17 protein-coding genes are annotated in these 20217 nt (G+C 61.2%); 12 read left to right on the top strand and 5 right to left on the bottom strand.

What is annotated here, in order from left to right; translation table 11 throughout:
• Positions 1-99 precede the first annotated feature (99 nt).
• Together lolA and ACIPQ1_RS01440 are read right to left on the bottom strand one after the other, a co-directional pair.
• Positions 100-723 carry an outer membrane lipoprotein chaperone LolA gene (gene lolA / locus ACIPQ1_RS01445; protein ID WP_411387060.1) on the bottom strand — a complete coding sequence of 208 codons (624 nt, stop codon included), beginning with the start codon at positions 721-723 and terminating at the stop codon, positions 100-102.
• A gap of 58 nt (positions 724-781) precedes the next feature.
• The gene (locus tag ACIPQ1_RS01440; RefSeq protein WP_411387059.1) at positions 782-3187 is read right to left on the bottom strand and encodes a DNA translocase FtsK; all 2406 of its coding nucleotides are present in this window, start codon (positions 3185-3187) and stop codon (positions 782-784) included.
• Between the two features lie 319 nt (positions 3188-3506).
• Between ACIPQ1_RS01440 and trxB the strand changes: the two genes are divergently transcribed.
• The 4 genes from trxB (at position 3507) to infA (ending at position 6330) form a co-directional block, all read left to right on the top strand.
• Positions 3507-4466: a thioredoxin-disulfide reductase gene (gene trxB / locus ACIPQ1_RS01435; RefSeq protein ID WP_411387058.1), complete on the top strand. Its 960-nt coding sequence runs from the start codon at positions 3507-3509 to the stop codon at positions 4464-4466.
• 77 nt (positions 4467-4543) lie between these two features.
• A complete protein-coding gene (aat, locus tag ACIPQ1_RS01430; RefSeq protein WP_446533426.1) occupies positions 4544-5224 on the top strand; it encodes a leucyl/phenylalanyl-tRNA--protein transferase in 681 nt (226 codons plus the stop codon).
• Between the two features lie 57 nt (positions 5225-5281).
• Positions 5282-5989, top strand: a complete 708-nt coding sequence (locus tag ACIPQ1_RS01425) for an arginyltransferase (protein WP_186710162.1) — start codon at positions 5282-5284, stop codon at positions 5987-5989.
• 122 nt (positions 5990-6111) lie between these two features.
• Positions 6112-6330, top strand: a complete 219-nt coding sequence (infA, locus tag ACIPQ1_RS01420) for a translation initiation factor IF-1 (RefSeq protein ID WP_002553999.1) — start codon at positions 6112-6114, stop codon at positions 6328-6330.
• A gap of 333 nt (positions 6331-6663) precedes the next feature.
• Here infA and clpA read toward each other — a convergent pair whose 3' ends face one another.
• Positions 6664-8934, bottom strand: coding sequence for an ATP-dependent Clp protease ATP-binding subunit ClpA (clpA, locus tag ACIPQ1_RS01415; RefSeq protein ID WP_024616766.1), 2271 nt, complete (start codon positions 8932-8934; stop codon positions 6664-6666).
• A gap of 29 nt (positions 8935-8963) precedes the next feature.
• Positions 8964-9326, bottom strand: coding sequence for an ATP-dependent Clp protease adapter ClpS (gene clpS / locus ACIPQ1_RS01410; protein ID WP_003180089.1), 363 nt, complete (start codon positions 9324-9326; stop codon positions 8964-8966).
• Positions 9327-9553: 227 nt separating this feature from the next.
• On the opposite strand from clpS, the gene cspD reads away from it, so the two are divergent.
• A complete protein-coding gene (cspD, locus tag ACIPQ1_RS01405) occupies positions 9554-9820 on the top strand; it encodes a cold shock domain-containing protein CspD (RefSeq protein ID WP_250962989.1) in 267 nt (88 codons plus the stop codon).
• Between the two features lie 80 nt (positions 9821-9900).
• Here cspD and icd read toward each other — a convergent pair whose 3' ends face one another.
• Positions 9901-11157: an NADP-dependent isocitrate dehydrogenase gene (gene icd / locus ACIPQ1_RS01400; RefSeq protein ID WP_250962990.1), complete on the bottom strand. Its 1257-nt coding sequence runs from the start codon at positions 11155-11157 to the stop codon at positions 9901-9903.
• Positions 11158-11639: 482 nt separating this feature from the next.
• On the opposite strand from icd, the gene ACIPQ1_RS01395 reads away from it, so the two are divergent.
• From ACIPQ1_RS01395 to ACIPQ1_RS01365, 7 genes are all read left to right on the top strand, one after another.
• A complete protein-coding gene (locus ACIPQ1_RS01395; protein ID WP_446533425.1) occupies positions 11640-13865 on the top strand; it encodes an NADP-dependent isocitrate dehydrogenase in 2226 nt (741 codons plus the stop codon).
• 680 nt (positions 13866-14545) lie between these two features.
• The gene (locus ACIPQ1_RS01390; protein ID WP_411387056.1) at positions 14546-14992 is read left to right on the top strand and encodes an NUDIX hydrolase; all 447 of its coding nucleotides are present in this window, start codon (positions 14546-14548) and stop codon (positions 14990-14992) included.
• A 59-nt stretch (positions 14993-15051) separates the two neighbouring features.
• Positions 15052-16176 carry a tRNA 2-thiouridine(34) synthase MnmA gene (gene mnmA / locus ACIPQ1_RS01385; protein ID WP_446533424.1) on the top strand — a complete coding sequence of 375 codons (1125 nt, stop codon included), beginning with the start codon at positions 15052-15054 and terminating at the stop codon, positions 16174-16176.
• Positions 16173-16796: a high frequency lysogenization protein HflD gene (gene hflD / locus ACIPQ1_RS01380; RefSeq protein WP_434575162.1), complete on the top strand. Its 624-nt coding sequence runs from the start codon at positions 16173-16175 to the stop codon at positions 16794-16796. The genes mnmA and hflD overlap by 4 nt, the downstream gene beginning before the upstream one ends.
• Before the next feature lie 254 nt (positions 16797-17050).
• Complete coding sequence (gene purB, locus ACIPQ1_RS01375; RefSeq protein ID WP_446533423.1) at positions 17051-18421, top strand: adenylosuccinate lyase; 1371 nt, start codon at positions 17051-17053, stop codon at positions 18419-18421.
• 84 nt (positions 18422-18505) lie between these two features.
• Positions 18506-19672: a ribosomal protein uL16 3-hydroxylase gene (locus tag ACIPQ1_RS01370; RefSeq protein ID WP_122568505.1), complete on the top strand. Its 1167-nt coding sequence runs from the start codon at positions 18506-18508 to the stop codon at positions 19670-19672.
• Positions 19665-20090: a GNAT family N-acetyltransferase gene (locus ACIPQ1_RS01365; protein ID WP_186709768.1), complete on the top strand. Its 426-nt coding sequence runs from the start codon at positions 19665-19667 to the stop codon at positions 20088-20090. The genes ACIPQ1_RS01370 and ACIPQ1_RS01365 overlap by 8 nt, the downstream gene beginning before the upstream one ends.
• The last annotated feature ends 127 nt before the right edge of the window (positions 20091-20217 follow it).

Below are 20217 nucleotides of genomic sequence, written 5' to 3'. Positions count from 1 at the left end.
CGCCCGCCCCCCCATTCTTTCCTAAACACCCCCCCCCCCCCCACACCCCCCCCCCCCCCCCCCCCCCCCCCCCGCTCCCACATACAAGGTTCCGGCAGGTTATTCCTGGATCACATCGGCACCCTTGGGGATGTCGAACTTGAACTTGGACGCGGCAATCGGCTCATTGGCCTTGACCCCGGTGAACAGGATATTGGTGCGCTGGCCGACACTGTCGATCAACTGCATGTCGTTGACCAGGCCATTGCGGAACGACAGGCGCAGGCTGTCGAACAGGCTGTCCTTGGTCTTGGGCTTGAGGGTGAAGTCAATCACGCCACCGGCCTCCTTGGAGGTGATGTCGAAGCTCTGGCTGATCTCGGAAATGTCACCGGAGAGCAACAGCGCCGGGGTCTGGGTCAGGCGCTGGTCGAGGGTCTTGATGGTGACCTGTTCCAGGTCCGGGTCCCACAGGGAGACTTTCTTGCCATCGGAGACCATCAGCTGTTCGGCTGGCGCATCGGTGTGCCAGTAGAACAGGCCCGGGCGCTGCAGGGCCATGTCGCCGGCGGTTTCCTGCAACTGGGTGCCGCCGCCATCGAGGGTCAGCTGGGAGAAACGTGCGGTCAGGGTCTGGGAGCCGCCCAGCAACTGGGTCAGGCGAGCCACGTCCTTTTCGCCGGCGTGGGCCGAGAAAGTAGACAAGGCCAGTACGGGCAACAGCAGCATGCGAATCAGGCGCATGGGAGTCCTCATGAAGTCGTGGGGGTTCGGGCGGCGCTTCAGCAGGCCGCCCGGGTCATTAGTCGCGCATCGGGCCCGGCGCCAGTACTTCGCGCGAACCGTTGGTGTTCATGGCCGTCACCACCCCGGCCATTTCCATGGCTTCGATCATGCGGGCGGCGCGGTTGTAGCCAATCTTCAGCTTGCGCTGTACGGCGGAAATCGAGGCCCGACGGCTTTCCAGGACGAACTGCACCGCTTCGTCATAGAGCGCATCGGTTTCAGCATCGTCGTCACCGCCGCCACTGCTGCCTTCGAAACCGCTGCCGGCTTCCTCGACACCGTTGAGGATGTCGTCGTTGTATTCAGGGGCGCCGCGCAACTTCCAGGCTTCCACCACGCGGTGCACTTCGTCGTCGGACACGAACGCGCCGTGCACACGGATCGGCAGGCTGGTGCCGGGCGGCATGTAGAGCATGTCACCGTGACCCAGCAATTGCTCGGCGCCACCCTGGTCGATGATGGTCCGCGAGTCGATCTTGCTCGACACCTGGAACGCCATGCGGGTCGGGATGTTGGCCTTGATCAGGCCGGTGATCACGTCCACCGACGGCCGCTGCGTGGCGAGGATCAGGTGGATACCGGCCGCACGGGCCTTCTGGGCGATACGGGCGATCAGCTCTTCGACCTTCTTGCCGACGATCATCATCATGTCGGCGAATTCGTCCACCACCACCACGATGGTCGGCAGCTTGTGCAGCAGCGGCGCTTCGTCGTGGATGCTCTCGCGGTTATACAGCGGGTCAGTCAATGGCGTACCGGCGTCTTCGGCCTCCTTGACCTTGGCGTTGAAGCCCGAAAGGTTGCGCACGCCCATCTTCGCCATCAGCTTGTAGCGGCGCTCCATCTCGGCGACGCTCCAGCGCAAGGCGTTGGCGGCGTCCTTCATGTCGGTGACCACCGGGCACAGCAGGTGCGGAATGCCTTCGTAGATCGACAATTCGAGCATTTTCGGGTCGATCATAATCAGCTTGGCGTCTTCCGGGCCGGACTTGAACAGGATCGACAGGATCATCGCGTTCACCCCCACCGACTTACCGGAACCGGTGGTACCGGCCACCAGCAGGTGGGGCATCTTCGCCAGGTCGGTGATGACCGGCTTGCCGCCGATGTCGTGGCCCAGGGCCAGGGTGACCGGCGACTTGTGGTTGTCATACTCAGGCGTCGACAGCACTTCGGAGAAGCGCACGATCTGCCGGTCTTCGTTGGGAATCTCGATGCCCACGGTGGTCTTGCCGGGAATCACTTCCACCACCCGCACGCTGGTCACGGCCAGGGAACGCGCCAGGTCCTTCGCCAGGTTGGCGATGCGGCTGACCTTCACGCCAGCGGCCGGCTGGATTTCGTAACGGGTAATCACCGGGCCCGGGTGGATCGAGTCCACCGAGACCTCCACGCCGAACTCCTTGAGCTTGATCTCCAGCAAGTGGCCGACGGCCGCCAGGGATTCGGGGGAATAATTGAGCTGCTTCTTCTCGGCCGGGTCGAGGATCGAGATCGGCGGCAAGGTGCCTTCCACCGCGCTGTCGACGAACAGCGGCGCCTGTTTCTCTTTCTGCACGCGCTTGCTCTGCTCCGGCGGCTTGGGCGGGGCCATGGTAATGACCGGCGGCACCTGTTTTTCGCGCTCGGACATGTGCTTGCTCAACGCCTGCTCACGCTCGATCAGGCGTTCCTTGACCTTGGCCTGCTCGCGTTTGTCCGGTGTGGTCGGGGCCACCACGTCGTGGACGCGGTCGTCGACTTCACGCAGTTGCGCCACCAGTTGCTTGCGCTCGGTGCGCGCCGCCCACCAGCGGTTGACGGCACCCTGGATCAGTTCGATCAGGTCGAGGGTGATCTTGCCGGTGACGTCCATGACCTTGAACCAGGACAGGTCGGTGAACACCGTCAGGCCGAACAGGAACAGGGCAATGAACAACAACGTGCTGCCCTGGATGTTCAGGGCGTTCCTGGCCAGGTCGCCGAGGCTTTCCCCCAGGGCACCGCCCGCCCCGGCCGGCAAGCCGGTGGGCGCATGGAAATGGATATGGGCCAGCGCGGCTCCCGACAGCACCAGGAACACCAGGCCGATCAGGCGCCAGGAGAACAGCCAGCCGCTCCACTGCCACGGCTCATGGCGCTGACGGAAGATCTGGTAGGCCTTGATCGCCAGCAGCAGCGGGAAAATGTAGGCGAAATAGCCCAGCACCATGAACAGGATGTCGGCGCTGTAGGAGCCGGCCGGACCGCCGAAATTCTGCACATCGTCGATCTTGCTGTTATGGCTCCAGCCCGGATCGTCCTTGCCGTAGGTCAGCAAGGCCATCATCAGGAACAGGCACAGGGCGCCGATGGCGATCAACGCACCTTCCTTGAGCCGGTAGTGCAATTGCTGGCGCCAGAGCGGAACGACTGGTTTGGGTGCTGCGGTGGATTTCTTCAAAACGCTTCTTTTCCTGCGCCAACGGCGCGTCCATCTGTTGAATGACTATAAAAAACTGCCCATGACGAGCAGGTAAAAAAGTGAATGTGCACAACCGGTACTACTTTTACCACTGTGAGGTGCATCCAGAAAACTGCCGGTGCGGCGGAAAATTTTGATCTTTGGGTCATCCTGCGTTCAAAACCCATGCATTGTACGGGTTTGTCGACGCCAAGGCATTGGCCGCGCGCTGGGTAGCAGCATAGCCGGACTCAAGGTGCACACGCGTCAATTGGACCATGCATTCTCTTTTGTGACAAAGGCTTATGAGGTGTTTTTTATGAGCGAAGTGAAGCATTCCCGCCTGATCATTCTCGGTTCCGGCCCTGCGGGGTACAGCGCTGCTGTCTATGCCGCCCGCGCCAACCTCAAACCCGTTGTCATAACCGGCATACAGGCCGGTGGCCAGCTCACCACCACCGTGGAAGTCGACAACTGGCCCGGCGATGTCGAAGGCCTGACCGGCCCGGTGCTGATGGAGCGCATGCAACGGCACGCCGAGCGTTTCGACACGCAGATCGTCTACGACCATGTCCACACCGCCAAGTTGCAGCAGCGCCCGTTCGAATTGATCGGCGACAGCGGCACCTATACCTGTGATGCGCTGATCATTGCCACCGGCGCCTCGGCCCAGTACCTGGGACTGCCCTCGGAAGAAAGCTTCGCCGGCAAAGGGGTTTCCGCCTGTGCGACCTGCGATGGCTTTTTCTATCGCAACCAGGTGGTGGCGGTGGTTGGTGGCGGCAATACCGCGGTCGAGGAAGCCCTGTACCTGTCGAACATCGCCCGAGAAGTGCACCTGGTCCACCGCCGCGACAAGCTGCGCGCCGAGAAAATCCTCCAGGACAAACTCTTCGAAAAGGCCAGCAGCGGCAATATCAAACTGCACTGGAACCAGAACCTGGATGAAGTCCTGGGTGACGCCAGCGGCGTGACCGGCGCGCGCCTGCGACACAGCGAGAGCGGCGAAACCAGCACCCTGTCCCTGGCCGGGGTGTTCATTGCCATCGGCCACAAACCCAACACCGATCTGTTCCAGGGCCAGTTGGCGATGCGCGACGGCTACCTGCTCGTGCGCGGCGGCAGCGAAGGCAACGCCACCGCGACCGATATCGAAGGCGTATTCGCCGCTGGCGACGTGGCCGACCATGTCTATCGCCAGGCGATTACCTCCGCCGGCGCCGGTTGCATGGCCGCGCTCGACGCGGAGAAGTATCTCGATGACATCCCGACCGTTTGACGGTTAACCTTCCCGGCGGGTGCTCGTGACGGGCGAGCCCCGTCACCCCGCCCTCCCCTTCTACAAGCCGGACACCCATGCTGACTTGGTTACAACGCAACAGTTTCGAATTTCCGCCACTGGCAAAAGCCATGCGCGATCCCAACGGGTTATTGGCCGCCGGTGGCGACCTGTCGGCCGACCGGCTGATCCAGGCCTATCGCCACGGCTGCTTCCCCTGGTTTTCCGAGGGACAACCGATCCTGTGGTGGTCGCCAGACCCACGCACGGTATTATTTCCCGACGAACTGCACATCTCCCGCAGCCTGGGCAAGCTGTTGCGCAAGCAGCGCTATGACGTGACGTTCGACCAGGATTTTGAAGCGGTTATCCAGGCCTGCGCCGCGCCACGGGACTACGCCGACGGCACCTGGATCACCGAGGCCATGCAAACCGCTTATCTGGAACTGCATCGGCGCGGTTTCGCCCATTCGGTGGAAGTCTGGGACCAAGGGGCGTTGGTGGGCGGCCTGTATGGCTTGGCCATGGGCCAGCTGTTTTTTGGCGAATCCATGTTCAGCCGAGCCGACAATGCGTCGAAATTCGGCTTCGCCATGCTGGTCCAACACCTCAAGGCCGCCGGTTTCGTGCTGATCGACTGTCAGATGCCCACCGAGCACCTGCACAGCCTCGGTGCCCGCTCGATCCCGCGCACGCGGTTCGCCGAGTATCTGGAGGCGCACCTGGACCAACCCAACCACGCGACCTGGGTTTGCTGAGCGACATCCGCGCTCCTGGCTTACAATTAGATTTAAAGCTCATCCGAGGGTTGATTCATGACCGAGTTGGCGCGTTTGAAGTTCTATGCCACTCAGCCCCACTCTTGCAGTTACCTGCCGGAGGAGCAGGCCACGACGCTGTTCCTCGATCCTAGCCAGCCCATGGATGTGCATGTCTACGCAGACCTGTCGGAAATGGGCTTTCGTCGTAGCGGCGACCACCTTTACCGGCCCCACTGCCAACATTGCAACGCCTGCGTCCCGGCGCGCATTCCGGTGGCGCAGTTTTTGCCCAATCGCCAGCAGAAGCGCATTTTCAAGCGCAACGCCGACCTTCAGGTCCGCCCGGCCAAGCCGCAGTTCACCGAAGAATACTTCGACCTGTACCAACGCTACATCGAACAACGCCATGCCGATGGCGACATGTACCCACCCAGCCGGGATCAGTTCTCGACCTTCCTGGTGCGTGACCTGCCGTTTTCCCGCTTTTATGAATTCCGCCTCGAGGGGCGACTGGTCGCCATCGCTGTCACCGACCTGCTACCCAACGGCCTTTCAGCGGTGTACACCTTCTATGAGCCCGAAGAGGAACGGCGCAGCCTGGGGCGCTTTGCCATTCTCTGGCAAATCAACGAAGCGCGGCGCCTGGGGCTGGAAGCGGTGTACTTGGGCTACTGGATCAAGAACTGCAAGAAAATGAACTACAAGACCCAATATCGGCCTATCGAATTGCTGGTTAACCAGCGGTGGGTTGTCCTGAGTTAGCCCCCTTCGGCTTAAAAGCTAGAACCCCTTGGCTTGAACCCCCTTTTTCGGGCACAATGCACGCCGCTTTTGCCTGGCGCAGTTGCACCGGGCCATTCACTGGATACCGAGGGCTTTACTGCATGTCGAAAGAAGACAGCTTCGAAATGGAAGGCACTGTCGTCGACACCCTGCCCAACACCATGTTTCGTGTGGAGTTGGAAAATGGGCACGTCGTAACCGCGCATATCTCCGGCAAGATGCGCAAGAACTACATTCGTATTCTTACCGGTGACAAAGTGCGCGTCGAGCTGACGCCCTATGACTTGAGCAAAGGGCGCATCACTTACCGCGCTCGCTAACAAGTCAATACAAGACGCCCGGCTGATGCCGGGCGTTTTTGTTTGTGGGCCAAGCCTGCTCGCGATAGCGGAGCATCAGTCAACATCAATATCGACTGACCGACGCCATCGCGAGCAGCTCGGCTCCCACAGGGTATTGGGTGAAACCTAATCTTGTGCCCTGCCCAAGACAAACTCTGGGAGCAAGCTTGCTCGCGATAGCGATGGGTCAGCTTGCATCTATGCCGAACGGACCGACGCCTTCGCGAGCAAGCTCGCTCCCACAGGGGGTTTAGGTGTCTGGAATAGCAAAAAGGCGCCTTTCGGCGCCTTTTGCTTTATTGCAGCTAACGATCAGGCCATTTCAGCCGTGGTTTCGAAGTCGAAGGTCAGCTCGCCGTCCTTGATGTCGATGTGAACCACACCGCCATGCTCGGCCAGCTCGCCAAAGAGGATCTCCTCCGCCAGCGGACGCTTGATCTTGTCCTGGATCAAGCGAGCCATTGGCCGCGCGCCCATCGTCACGTCGTAACCACCTTCCGCCAGCCAGCTGCGGGCCGCGTCGGTGACCTCCAGCAACACACGCTTGTCTTCGAGCTGGGCCTGAAGTTCGGTAAGGAACTTGTCCACCACGCTCTTGATGACTTCATGGCTGAGGCGACCGAACTGGATAATGGTGTCCAGGCGGTTGCGGAACTCAGGCGTGAAGCTCTTCTTGATCACTTCCATCGCATCGGACGAGTGGTCCTGATGGGTGAAACCGATCGAGGCGCGAGCCGCGGTTTCGGCACCAGCGTTCGTGGTCATGATGACGATCACGTTACGGAAGTCCGCCTTGCGCCCGTTGTTATCGGTCAGCGTACCGTGGTCCATGACCTGCAGGAGCAGGTTGAAGACTTCCGGATGCGCCTTCTCGATTTCGTCGAGCAACAATACGCAGTGCGGTTGCTTGGTGATGGCTTCGGTCAACAGGCCGCCCTGGTCGAAACCGACATAACCCGGAGGCGCACCGATCAGACGCGATACGGTGTGGCGCTCCATGTACTCGGACATGTCGAAGCGCACCAACTCGATGCCCATCGCCTTGGCCAGCTGCCGTGCCGCCTCGGTCTTGCCGACACCGGTAGGACCGGCGAACAGGAACGAGCCGACCGGCTTGTCCGGCGACTTGAGACCGGCACGGGACAGCTTGATGGCGGTCGACAGCGAGTCGATGGCCGCATCTTGGCCGAACACCGTCAGCTTCAGGTCACGCTCCAGGTTACGCAGCAGTTCCTTGTCGGAACTGGTGACGTGCTTGGGCGGAATACGCGCGATTTTCGCGACGATGTCCTCGACCTGTGGCACTTCGATGCGCTTGACCCGTTTCTCCACGGGCTGCAGGCGCTGGTAGGCACCCGCCTCGTCGATGACGTCGATGGCCTTGTCCGGCATGTGCCGGTCATTGATGTAGCGCGAGGCCAGTTCAGCCGCCGCGCGCAGGGCTTCATCGCTGTATTCGATGTTGTGGTGCAGCTCGAAACGCCCCTTCAGGCCGCGCAGGATGCCAATGGTGTCTTCCACCGAAGGCTCCGACACATCGACCTTCTGGAAACGCCGGGCCAGGGCACGGTCTTTCTCGAAGATCCCGCGGAACTCCTGGAACGTGGTCGAGCCGATGCAACGGATATCACCCGACGACAACAGCGGCTTGAGCAAGTTGGACGCATCCATGACCCCGCCCGACGCCGCCCCGGCACCAATAATGGTGTGGATTTCGTCGATGAACAGGATCGCCTGCGGACGTTTTTTCAGTTCGCCGAGCAACGCCTTGAAGCGCTTCTCGAAATCGCCGCGGTATTTGGTACCGGCCAGCAAGGCACCCAGGTCGAGGGAATACACCACGCTGTTGGCCAGCAGGTCCGGCACCTGGTTGTCGACGATGCGCTTGGCCAGGCCTTCGGCAATCGCGGTCTTGCCCACGCCCGCCTCGCCCACCAGCAAGGGGTTGTTCTTGCGACGCCGGGCCAGGATCTGGGCCACGCGCTCGACTTCCGCCTCGCGCCCGACCAGCGGATCGATACGTCCCTGGCGCGCCAGTTCGTTCAGGTTGCTGGCATAGGCATCCAACGGGTTGCCTGAAGAAGAAGACTCACCGCCCTCGTCGTCCTGCATATCCTGCTCACCCTCGGAATGATCGCCATGCCCCGGCACCTTGGAGATGCCATGGGCGATGTAGTTGACGACATCGATACGCGCAACGCTCTGCTGCTTGAGCAGGAACACCGCCTGGCTTTCCTGCTCGCTGAAAATCGCAACCAGCACGTTGGCGCCGGTGACTTCACGCTTGCCCGAGCTCTGTACATGAAAGACAGCACGTTGCAGGACACGCTGGAAGCCCAGGGTTGGCTGGGTTTCGCGATCCTCGTCATGAACGGGGATCAATGGCGTGGTGGAGTCGATGAACTCCTGCAGATCATGCTTGAGTTTATCGAGGTTCGCGCCGCAGGCACGCAAAACGGTGGCGGCAGCCTCGTTATCCAATAGGGCCAGCAGCAGGTGTTCGACGGTCATGAATTCATGACGCTTCGAACGAGCCTCCTTGAAGGCAAGATTGAGGGTGACTTCGAGCTCGCGGTTTAACATAGCTTCACCTCATACCCAAGTGGTCGGCGTTAACCGTCCTTCTCGATTTCACAGAGTAGCGGATGCTGGCTTTCCCGGGCGTACTGGTTGACCTGCATGGCCTTAGTCTCGGCGATGTCGCGGGTAAACACTCCACATACTGCCCGTCCCTCTGTATGGACGGCCAGCATGACCTTGGTCGCCAGCTCCCGATTCAGGTTAAAAAACACCTCGAGCACTTCGACGACGAAATCCATCGGTGTGTAGTCATCGTTGAACAAAACCACCTTGTACATCGGTGGCGCCTGTAATGCGGGCTTTGCTTCCTGAACAGCAATGCCTGCGGAATCGTCGTCGTGTAGATCCGGGCGATCCTGATTGAATGTTAGTCGAATCTGGCTGACTGCATGCATGGAAAGAAAGGTTCGTTTAGTTGGCGAATACAGTGATGGGGGCGCTTGTGGGCGATTTCAACCACGACCACCGGAGCCACCTTGACTATCGGGAAATCGGTGTTACAACCAATAGAGCCCATCGTGGGTTAAAAAGGTCCGTGGAATCTATCCTGTTAACAAGATTAGCCTGCGGATGGACTGGATGATACTCCAGTGATGGAGTGCGTTGCAGAGGGAAATGGGTTATGTCGGGCGTGAAGGGTAAGGTGAAATGGTTCAATAATGCCAAGGGCTACGGTTTCATTCTTGAGGAAGGCAGGGATGAAGACCTGTTCGCCCATTATTCGGCGATCCAGATGGACGGTTACAAGACCCTGAAGGCCGGGCAATCCGTGACGTTCGAGATCATCCAGGGCCCCAAGGGCCTGCATGCGGTCAAAATTCAAGCTGCCGCTGTCGAAGGCGCACCCGCCCCTGTCGAAGTGAGTCGCAGGGTCACCGAACCCCATTGACCGGCAGTCGCCACACCACCTAAATAAAAATGCCCGGCTCGATCACTCGAGCCGGGCATTCGCGCTGAGGGCCGATTCGCTTACATGTGCGAAATCAGGGCCTCGCCGAAGCCCGAGGACGACACCAGCTTGGCACCCTCCATCAAGCGTTCGAAGTCATAGGTCACGGTCTTGGCCGAAATCGCGCCATTGGTGCCCTTGATGATCAGGTCGGCCGCTTCGGTCCAACCCATGTGACGCAGCATCATTTCCGCCGACAGGATCAGCGAACCCGGATTGACCTGGTCCTTGCCAGCGTACTTGGGCGCGGTACCGTGGGTGGCCTCGAACATCGCCACGGTGTCGGACAGGTTGGCGCCCGGCGCGATACCGATACCGCCCACTTCCGCCGCCAGGGCGTCGGACAGGTAGTCACCGTTCAGGTTCAGGGTGGCGATCACGTCATATTCAGCCGGACGCAACAGGATCTGCTGCAACATCGCATCGGCGATGGCGTCCTTGACGATGACGTTCTTGCCAGTGCGCGGGTTCTTGAACTGCATCCACGGCCCACCGTCGAGCAGGGTCGCGCCGAATTCCTCGGCCGCCACTTCGTAGGCCCACTCCTTGAAGGCACCTTCGGTGAACTTCATGATGTTGCCTTTGTGCACGATGGTCAGCGAATCGCGATCGTTATCGACCACATATTGCAGGGCCTTGCGAGCCAGGCGCTTGGTGCCCTGCTTGGAAACCGGCTTGACGCCGATGCCGCAATCCTCATCGAAGCGGATCTTGGTCACGCCCATTTCTTCTTTCAGGAACTTGATGACCTTGGTGGCCTCGGCCGAACCGGCCTTCCACTCGATGCCCGCGTAGATGTCCTCGGAGTTCTCCCGGAAGATCGTCATGTCCACGTCGCCAGGCTTCTTGACCGGGCTTGGCACACCTTCGAACCAGCGCACCGGGCGCAGGCACACATACAGGTCGAGCTGCTGGCGCAGCGCTACGTTCAACGAACGGATACCGCCACCGACCGGCGTGGTCAGCGGGCCCTTGATGGACACCACGTAGTCCTTGACCGCATCCAGGGTTTCCTGGGGCAGCCAGGTGTCCTGGTCGTAGACCTGGGTCGCTTTCTCACCGGCATAGACTTCCATCCAGGAAATCTTGCGCTTGCCGCCATAGGCCTTCTGAACCGCAGCGTCCACAACCTTGATCATGACCGGACTGATATCGACGCCAATGCCGTCGCCTTCGATGAAGGGGATGATCGGGTTGTCGGGAACATTAAGAGAATGGTCTGCATTGACGGTGATTTTGTCACCGACGGCTGGAACCTGAATCTTTTGATACCCCATGCTGAACTCCATTGCTTGGATTGAACATCTGGCTGCGTTCGAGCGTACCCCAGTTGAATCGGCACGCAAACCCTACGTTAGGCCCATCCATGGCAAAGCCTTGCACTTCGCCGTGTACAAGCCTGAAAACCAAGGGAAAAGCGCCAAACATGAGCATAGTCCGCCCCAAGAGTACTGCGACGTTTAGACCAATGGACGTGTACGGAAGTCTATGAACCATCGGCAGATCGCCAGCTACCTATGTATAATGCCGCCGCTGACCACAGGGTCACGACGGCTGACGGCTCTATTACGAGACTTTCCGCCATTTTGAAAGCCGGACCGTTACCGCGGCCCGACCGCTTGACGCTCGACTGATGCACCCAACATCACCGCGAAGAAACCTCGACATTCGGCTCACGGATGACTTTGAACGAACGCGCTTACCCGGCGCCCCTCGAGTTTCTGCGCATGCTTTAGCAAAGAAGAGAGTTAATCCGAATATGCCCACCCGCTCGAAGATCATCTATACCTTCACCGACGAAGCGCCTGCCCTCGCCACCTATTCGCTGCTGCCGATCGTCGAAGCCTTTACCGCTTCGGCCGATATCGCCGTGGAAACCCGCGATATCTCCCTCGCAGGGCGCATCCTGGCCAGCTTCCCCGAGCAACTGGGTGACAAAGCCGTAGCCGACCACCTCGCCGAACTGGGCGACCTGGCCGTTACGCCTGAAGCCAACATCATCAAGCTGCCGAACATCAGCGCCTCGGTGCCGCAACTGCAGGCCGCGATCAAGGAATTGCAGGCCCAGGGCTACGCACTGCCGGACTATCCGGAAACCGTGACCACTGATGCCGAGAAAGACGCGCGCGCCCGTTACGACAAGGTCAAGGGCAGCGCCGTGAACCCGGTCCTGCGCGAAGGCAACTCCGACCGTCGCGCGCCGCTGTCGGTCAAGAACTATGCCCGCAAGCACCCGCACAAGATGGGCGCCTGGGCCGCGGACTCCAAGTCCCACGTAGCCCACATGAGCACCGGCGATTTCTACGGCAGCGAAAAAGCCGCCCTGATCGACGCCGCCGGCAGCGTGAAAATCGAGCTGATCGCCCAGGACGGCACTGCCACTGTCCTGAAGGAAAAGACCACCGTACAAGCCGGTGAGATCCTCGATTGCGCCGTGATGAGCAAAAACGCCCTGCGCGAGTTCATCGCCGCCGAAATCGAAGACGCCAAGCAAAAAGGCGTGCTGCTGTCGGTCCACCTCAAGGCCACCATGATGAAGGTCTCCGACCCGATCATGTTCGGCCAGATCGTGGCCGAGTTCTATAAAGACGCCCTGGCCAAGCACGCGCAAGTGCTGGAGCAGATCGGCTTCAACCTGAACAACGGCATCGGCGACCTGTACGCCCGCATCAAGGCCCTGCCGGCCGAACAGCAGGCGCAGATCGAAGCCGACATCCAGGCGGTCTACGCGGCGCGCCCATCCCTGGCGATGGTCAACTCCGACAAAGGCATCACCAACCTGCACGTGCCGAGCGACGTCATCGTCGACGCCTCGATGCCGGCCATGATCCGTGACTCCGGCAAGATGTGGGGCACCGACGGCCAGCTGCACGACACCAAGGCCGTGATCCCGGATCGCTGCTACGCCACCATCTACCAGGCGGTGATCGAAGACTGCAAGCAACACGGCGCCTTCGACCCAACCACCATGGGCAGCGTGCCGAACGTCGGCCTGATGGCCAAGAAAGCCGAAGAGTACGGCTCCCACGACAAGACCTTCCAGATCAAGGTCGCCGGCGTGGTGCGTGTTTCGGACAACAACGGTCAGACCCTGCTGGAGCAGAACGTCGAGGCTGGCGATATCTTCCGCATGTGCCAGACCAAGGACGCGCCGATCCAGGATTGGGTCAAGCTGGCCGTCAACCGTGCCCGCGCCAGCAGCACCCCGGCGATCTTCTGGCTGGACCCGATGCGCGCCCACGATGGCGTGGTCATCGAGAAGGTCCAGGCCTACCTGAAGGACCACGACACCAGCGGCCTGGACATCCGCATCATGTCGCCTGTCGACGCGATGAAGTTCACCCTGGGCCGCACCCGCGAAGGCAAGGACACCATTTCGGTGACCGGCAACGTGCTGCGCGACTACCTGACCGACCTGTTCCCGATCATGGAACTGGGCACCAGCGCCAAGATGCTGTCCATCGTGCCGCTGATGAACGGCGGTGGCCTGTTCGAAACCGGCGCCGGCGGTTCGGCACCCAAGCACGTTCAGCAGTTGCTGGAAGAGAACTTCCTGCGCTGGGATTCCCTGGGCGAGTTCCTGGCCCTGGCCGCGTCCCTCGAACACCTGGGCGTGACCTACAACAACCCGAAAGCCCTGGTGCTGGCCAAGACCCTCGACCAGGCTACCGGCGAGTTCCTGGACCGCAACAAGTCGCCTTCGCGCAAGGTCGGCGGCATCGACAACCGCGGCAGCCACTTCTACCTGACCCTGTTCTGGGCCCAGGCACTGGCCGCCCAGGATGACGACGCAGCCCTCAAGGCCCAGTTCGCTTCCCTGGCCAAGACATTGACCGACAACGAAGAAACAATCGTTGCCGAACTCAATGCCGTGCAAGGCAAGCCCGTGGACATCGGCGGCTACTACTTCGCCAACCCGGAACTGACCCGCAAGGCCATGCGCCCGAGCAACACCTTCAACGCGGCGATTGCTGCGCTGGTGTAAGGTTGTAAGGAAGCACCACGAACCCCGGCCTTGTGCCGGGGTTTGTGTTTCTGGCACACCCTATTTCCCCTGACAATAGATTCCCCTGTGGGAGCGAGCTTGCTCGCGATAGCGATGTAGCATTCAACATTGATGTTGACTGACCCACCGCTATCGCGAGCAAGCTCGCTCCCACAGTTGGATTGGGATACAGCCGCCAGAAACAGGTCGACTGTCAGGCCGCCTTCGCGAGCAGGCTCGCTCCCACAGTTGGATTGAAGTAGAGCCGCCAGAGACAGGCCGGCTGTCAGGCCGCCTCGCTTTTGATTTTGATCTTGATCTTGATCTTGATCTCGGACGCCCCATTAACCACGATGGCCGAACGCAGGCATTGCGCAGTGGGCAACCCGGCATGGATGCCGGGTTAGCCGCGCCGGGCCATGGATGGCCCTTCGCGGCGGCCCACGGAGCAATGCCGGAGTGAGGGCATGCCGAGCCTAGGCGAGGCACCGAGTGGTGGGGCAGGAGCGTTTTGCTTACTTTTGCGCTTTTCAAAAGTGAGCCGCCGTCAGGGCGGAACCCTAAGTGGCCGTTACCGCAGGAATGGATATGTACTCAATCAACAAGGTCAGCTCTCAGGGCCACCATCGCAAGCAAGCCCACAGCGGCCCACACTCCAATCCGAGAAACGGAAGAACCTTATGAACTGGCACCCCCACATCACCGTCGCCACCATCGTCGAAGACCACGGCCGCTTCCTGATGGTGGAAGAGTCCAAGGGCGGACGCGCAGTACTCAACCAGCCCGCCGGCCACCTGGACCCCAACGAAACCCTGATCGAAGCCGCCGTGCGCGAAACCCTCGAAGAAACCGGCTGGGACGTCGAGCCCACCAGCGTCACCGGCATCTACCTCTACACCGCCCCGAGCAACGGCGTGACCTACCAACGGGTCTGCTTCGCCGCCAAAGCCCTGAAACACCATCCCGAATACCAACTGGACGACGGCATCCTCGGCGCCAGATGGCTCACCCGCGACGAACTGCTCGCACAGCGCGACCACTGGCGCAGCGAGCTGATCATCCGTTGCATCGACGATTACCTGGCCGGCCATCGCCATAGCCTGGAGCTTATCCGCCCTTCTCTTTAGCCTTGCGCGCCCGGGCCTGATAGAATCGCGTCCTTTTTCAAGACACTCATTGAATTCCTATGCGTGATCCAGCCTCTTCGAACACTCCCAAGCAACGCGTCATAGTCGGCATGTCCGGCGGCGTGGACTCTTCCGTTTCCGCCCTTCTGCTGATCGAGCAGGGTTACGAGGTGGAAGGCCTGTTCATGAAGAACTGGGAAGAAGACGACGGAACCGAATACTGCACCGCCATGGACGACCTGGCGGACGCCCAGGCCGTGTGCGACAAGATTGGCATCAAGCTGCACACCGCCAACTTCGCCGCCGAGTACTGGGACAATGTGTTCGAGCACTTCCTGGCCGAATACAAGGCCGGCCGCACGCCGAACCCGGACATCCTCTGCAACCGCGAAATCAAGTTCAAGGCGTTCCTCGACTACGCCATGATGCTCGGCGCCGACTTGATCGCTACCGGCCACTACGTACGTCGCCGCGACATCGACGGCCGCACCGAACTGCTCAAGGGCCTGGACCCGAACAAGGACCAGAGCTACTTCCTGCATGCCGTCGGCGGCGAGCAGATCGCCAAGACCCTGTTCCCGGTGGGCGAACTGGAAAAGCCCGAAGTACGCGCAATTGCGGAGAAACATGACCTGGCCACGGCCAAGAAGAAAGATTCCACTGGGATCTGCTTCATTGGCGAGCGTCGTTTCAGCGATTTCCTCAAGCAATACCTGCCGGCCCAACCGGGCGAGATCAAGACCACCGAAGGCGAGGTCATCGGCCGTCACCATGGCCTGATGTACCACACCATCGGCCAGCGCCAAGGCCTGGGCATCGGCGGGTTGAAAGACGCCGGCGAAGAGCCGTGGTACGTGCTGGTCAAGGACTTGGAACACAACGAGCTGATCGTCGGCCAGGGCAACGACCATCCGTGGCTGTTTTCCCGCGCCCTGCTCGCCTCCGACATCTATTGGGTCAACCCGATCGACCTCAGCGAACCACGCCGCCTGACGGCCAAGGTTCGCTACCGCCAGAGCGACCAGCCCTGCACCCTGGAAAAAACCGCCACGGGCTACCGTGCCACCTTCGATGACCCGCAGCGGGCGGTCACGCCTGGCCAGTCCGTGGTGTTCTACGACGGCGACATCTGCCTGGGCGGCGGCGTGATCGAAGTCGCGCAACCCTGGAGCAGCCAGGCATGACCCCTACCCAGGAACAATTGACAGCATTGGGTGGCGTGTTTCTCGCCGCCGTGCTGGTGGACCGGATCGCCAAGACCGGCCAGGCCTCCGAAGCAGGCGTGGCCTGCATGTTGGGCAGCCTGCTGGTTCGCGACCCCAAGGACACCCTGGAGGTCTACGGCGGCGACGACTTGAACCTGCGTGAAGGTTACCGTGCACTGATTGGCGCCCTGGAGCGCGACCCCAGCGCCCTGCAACGCGAACCGCTGCGCTATGCCCTGTCGATGCTGGGCCTTGAGCGCCAGTTGGCCAAGCGCGACGACCTGCTGGAGACCATCGGCAAACGCTTGCCGCAGATCCAGTCCCAGGTCGAACACTTCGGCCCGGCTCACGAAAACGTCGTCGCGGCCTGCGGCTCGCTGTACCAGGACACCTTGAGCACTTTGCGCCAGCGCATCCAGGTGCATGGCGACATGCGCAACCTGCAGCAACCGAGCAATGCCTCGAAGATCCGCGCCCTGCTCCTGGCCGGGATCCGCTCGGCACGGCTGTGGCGGCAGTTGGGTGGCCATCGCTGGCAACTGGTGATCAGCCGACGCAAATTGCTCAAAGAACTTTACCCGTTGATGCGCAACGAATAAGTCGCCTTTGTGGCGAGGGAGCTTGCTCCCGCTGGGCTGCAACGCAGCCCCCTGAGCCCGGCGGATCTAGCGGGCGGCTTGGATTCAGGGCCGCTTCGCGCCCCAGCGGGAGCAAGCTCCCTCGCCACAGGTGATCAATAGCTTTAGTTTTATCTTGTTACGCGTAGCACGCCGGTCAGTTGGCGACGGACCGGCGCTGGTTTTCATGTATGATACGCGCCCCATTTCGTTGCCCGACTGTCCGAGAACACCCCATGCAGCTCTCTTCGCTCACTGCGGTTTCCCCTGTTGACGGCCGCTACGCCGGCAAAACCCAGGCCCTGCGCCCGATTTTCAGCGAGTACGGCCTGATCCGTGCCCGCGTCCTGGTTGAAGTGCGCTGGCTCCAGCGCCTGGCCGCTCACCCTGCCATCCCTGAAGTCCCGGCGTTCTCCGCCGAAGCCAACGCGGTGCTCAACACCCTGGCGGAAAACTTTGTGCTGGAGCACGCCGAGCGCGTCAAAGAGATCGAGCGCACCACCAACCACGACGTCAAGGCCATCGAATACCTGCTCAAGGAGCAGGCGGCCAAGCTGCCGGAACTGGCCAATGTCAGCGAGTTCATCCACTTCGCCTGCACCAGCGAGGACATCAACAACCTGTCCCACGCCCTGATGCTGCGCGAAGGCCGTGATGAGGTGATGCTGCCGCTGATGCGCCAGACCGCCCAGGCCATCCGCGAGCTGGCGATCCGCTTCGCCGACGTGCCAATGCTGTCGCGCACCCACGGTCAACCGGCTTCGCCAACCACCCTGGGCAAGGAACTGGCGAACGTCGTCTACCGCCTGGAGCGCCAGATCGCCCAAGTGGCCGCCGTGCCGCTGCTGGGCAAGATCAACGGCGCCGTGGGCAACTACAACGCCCACCTGTCGGCCTACCCGGACATCGACTGGGAAGCCAACGCCCGCGCCTTCATCGAAGACGAACTGGGCCTGAGCTTCAACCCGTACACCACCCAGATCGAACCGCACGACTACATCGCCGAGCTGTTCGATGCGATCGCACGCTTCAACACCATCCTGATCGACTTCGACCGTGACATCTGGGGCTACATCTCCCTGGGTTACTTCAAGCAGCGCACCATCGCTGGCGAAATCGGTTCTTCGACCATGCCGCACAAGGTCAACCCGATCGACTTCGAAAACTCCGAAGGCAACCTGGGCATCGCCAACGCACTGTTCCAGCACCTGGCGAGCAAACTGCCGATCTCCCGCTGGCAGCGCGACCTGACCGACTCCACCGTGCTGCGCAACCTGGGCGTGGGTTTTGCCCACAGCGTCATTGCCTATGAAGCCAGCCTCAAGGGCATCAGCAAGCTGGAACTGAACGAGCAGAAGATCGCCGCCGACCTGGACGCTTGCTGGGAAGTCCTGGCCGAGCCGATCCAGACCGTGATGCGTCGCTACAACATCGAAAACCCGTATGAAAAGCTGAAAGAACTGACCCGTGGCAAGGGCATCAGCCCTGAAGCGCTGCAGACTTTCATCGATGGCCTGGACATGCCTGCCGAAGCCCGCGCCGAGCTGAAGAAGCTCACGCCAGCCAGCTACATCGGCAACGCGGCGGCACAAGCCAAGCGCATCTGATCCATCGCTTTACCTTTGAGACGCCCGGCCGCGCCGGGCGTTTTTATTCGCGTCTGAAAAGTATATTTTTTCAATAGGTTACACATGAATCCTGATATTCCTCTGCAACTCCTGGGCGGCATCACGGCACGGGAGTTCCTGCGCGACTACTGGCAGAAAAAACCCCTGCTGATCCGTCAGGCGATTCCTGACTTCCAAAGCCCGATCGATGCCGACGAATTGGCCGGCCTGGCCCTGGAAGAAGAAGTCGAATCGCGCCTGGTGATCGAGCACGGCGAGCGCCCCTGGGAATTGCGTCGCGGCCCGTTCGCCGAAGACGAATTCAGCAAGCTGCCGGAGCGCGAGTGGACCCTGCTGGTGCAGGCGGTGGATCAGTTCGTACCGGAAGTCAGCGAACTGCTGGAAAACTTCCGCTTCCTGCCAAGCTGGCGCATCGACGACGTGATGATCAGCTTTGCCGCCCCGGGTGGCAGCGTGGGTCCGCATTTCGATAACTATGACGTGTTCCTGTTGCAGGGCCATGGCCAGCGCAACTGGAAAATCGGCCAGATGTGCGACTCCGAAAGCCCACTGCTGCAACACGCCGACCTGCGCATCCTCGCCGACTTCGAAGCCACTGACGAGTGGGTCCTGGAACCCGGTGACATGCTCTACCTGCCGCCGCGCCTGGCCCACTGCGGCGTGGCCGTGGACGACTGCATGACCTACTCGGTGGGTTTCCGTGCGCCGAGCGCCGCTGAAGTGCTGACCCACTTCACCGACTTCTTGAGCCAGTTCCTGCCGGACGAAGAGCGCTACACCGACGCCGACGCCCGCCCGGTGGCCGACCCGCACCAGATCCAGCACGACGCCCTCGACCGCCTCAAGGGTCTGCTGGCCGAGCATATGAGCGACGAGCGCCTGCTGCTGACCTGGTTCGGCCAGTTCATGACCGAGCCACGCTACCCGGAGCTGGTGGTGGGCCCGGAACTGGAAGAAGACGACCTGCTGGCCAGCCTGGAACAAGGCGCCGTGATCATCCGCAATCCGAGCGCACGCCTGGCCTGGTCGGAAGTCGACGATGACCTGCTGCTGTTCGCCAGCGGCCAAAGCCGCTACCTGCCGGGCAAGCTGCGTGAACTGCTGAAAATGATCTGCGCCGCCGACGCCCTGCACATCGAAAACCTCGGCCCATGGTTGGCCGACGAAGACGGTCGCGGCCTGGTCTGCGAGTTGGTCAAGCAAGGCAGCCTGGGGTTCGCCGATGAATAAAATTCACGTTCGTGTCGCAGACTGGCAAAAGGATAACGCCGAGATCCGGCGCATTCGTGAGACCGTGTTCATTGCCGAACAATCCGTACCACCCGAACTGGAATGGGATTCGGATGATCAGGACGCCGTACATTTCCTGGCCTTCGAAGGCGACTTCCCCATCGGCACCGCGCGCCTGCTGACCGATGGCCATATCGGCCGGGTCTCGGTCCTCAAGGACTGGCGCGGCCTGAAGGTGGGCGATGCGCTGATGCACGCCGTGATCGCCGAAGCCGAGAAGCGTGGGCTCCAGCAACAGATGCTCAGCGCCCAGGTGCACGCCACGCCGTTCTATGAGCGGCTGGGGTTTGCGGTGGTCAGCGAGGAGTTCCTGGAGGCCGGGATTCCGCATGTGGACATGGTGCGGCGCTCGGCCTGAACACTGCCAGAAGCAGCAACACAATACCCTGTGGCGAGGGAGCTTGCTCCCGCTGGGTCGCGCAGCGACCCCAAAAAACGAGGGCCGCTGCGCAGCCCAGCGGGAGCAAGCTCCCTCGCCACAAAAG

The sequence above is a fragment of the Pseudomonas sp. LARHCG127 genome, from assembly GCF_052871455.1.
The sequence above is the reverse complement of the archived record's forward strand: the minus strand, read 5'-3'. Positions and strand labels throughout refer to the sequence as shown.

Coding starts and splice junctions, on each gene's coding strand:
- hflD (WP_434575162.1), top strand. CDS start 16,173: ATGACCCCTACCCAGGAACAATTGACAGCATTGGGTGGCGTGTTTCTC.
- ACIPQ1_RS01370 (WP_122568505.1), top strand. CDS start 18,506: ATGAATCCTGATATTCCTCTGCAACTCCTGGGCGGCATCACGGCACGG.
- clpA (WP_024616766.1), bottom strand. CDS start 8,934: ATGTTAAACCGCGAGCTCGAAGTCACCCTCAATCTTGCCTTCAAGGAG.
- mnmA (WP_446533424.1), top strand. CDS start 15,052: ATGCGTGATCCAGCCTCTTCGAACACTCCCAAGCAACGCGTCATAGTC.
- ACIPQ1_RS01425 (WP_186710162.1), top strand. CDS start 5,282: ATGACCGAGTTGGCGCGTTTGAAGTTCTATGCCACTCAGCCCCACTCT.
- clpS (WP_003180089.1), bottom strand. CDS start 9,326: ATGCATGCAGTCAGCCAGATTCGACTAACATTCAATCAGGATCGCCCG.
- ACIPQ1_RS01395 (WP_446533425.1), top strand. CDS start 11,640: ATGCCCACCCGCTCGAAGATCATCTATACCTTCACCGACGAAGCGCCT.
- aat (WP_446533426.1), top strand. CDS start 4,544: ATGCTGACTTGGTTACAACGCAACAGTTTCGAATTTCCGCCACTGGCA.
- icd (WP_250962990.1), bottom strand. CDS start 11,157: ATGGGGTATCAAAAGATTCAGGTTCCAGCCGTCGGTGACAAAATCACC.
- trxB (WP_411387058.1), top strand. CDS start 3,507: ATGAGCGAAGTGAAGCATTCCCGCCTGATCATTCTCGGTTCCGGCCCT.
- infA (WP_002553999.1), top strand. CDS start 6,112: ATGTCGAAAGAAGACAGCTTCGAAATGGAAGGCACTGTCGTCGACACC.
- lolA (WP_411387060.1), bottom strand. CDS start 723: ATGCGCCTGATTCGCATGCTGCTGTTGCCCGTACTGGCCTTGTCTACT.
- ACIPQ1_RS01365 (WP_186709768.1), top strand. CDS start 19,665: ATGAATAAAATTCACGTTCGTGTCGCAGACTGGCAAAAGGATAACGCC.
- ACIPQ1_RS01390 (WP_411387056.1), top strand. CDS start 14,546: ATGAACTGGCACCCCCACATCACCGTCGCCACCATCGTCGAAGACCAC.
- cspD (WP_250962989.1), top strand. CDS start 9,554: ATGTCGGGCGTGAAGGGTAAGGTGAAATGGTTCAATAATGCCAAGGGC.
- purB (WP_446533423.1), top strand. CDS start 17,051: ATGCAGCTCTCTTCGCTCACTGCGGTTTCCCCTGTTGACGGCCGCTAC.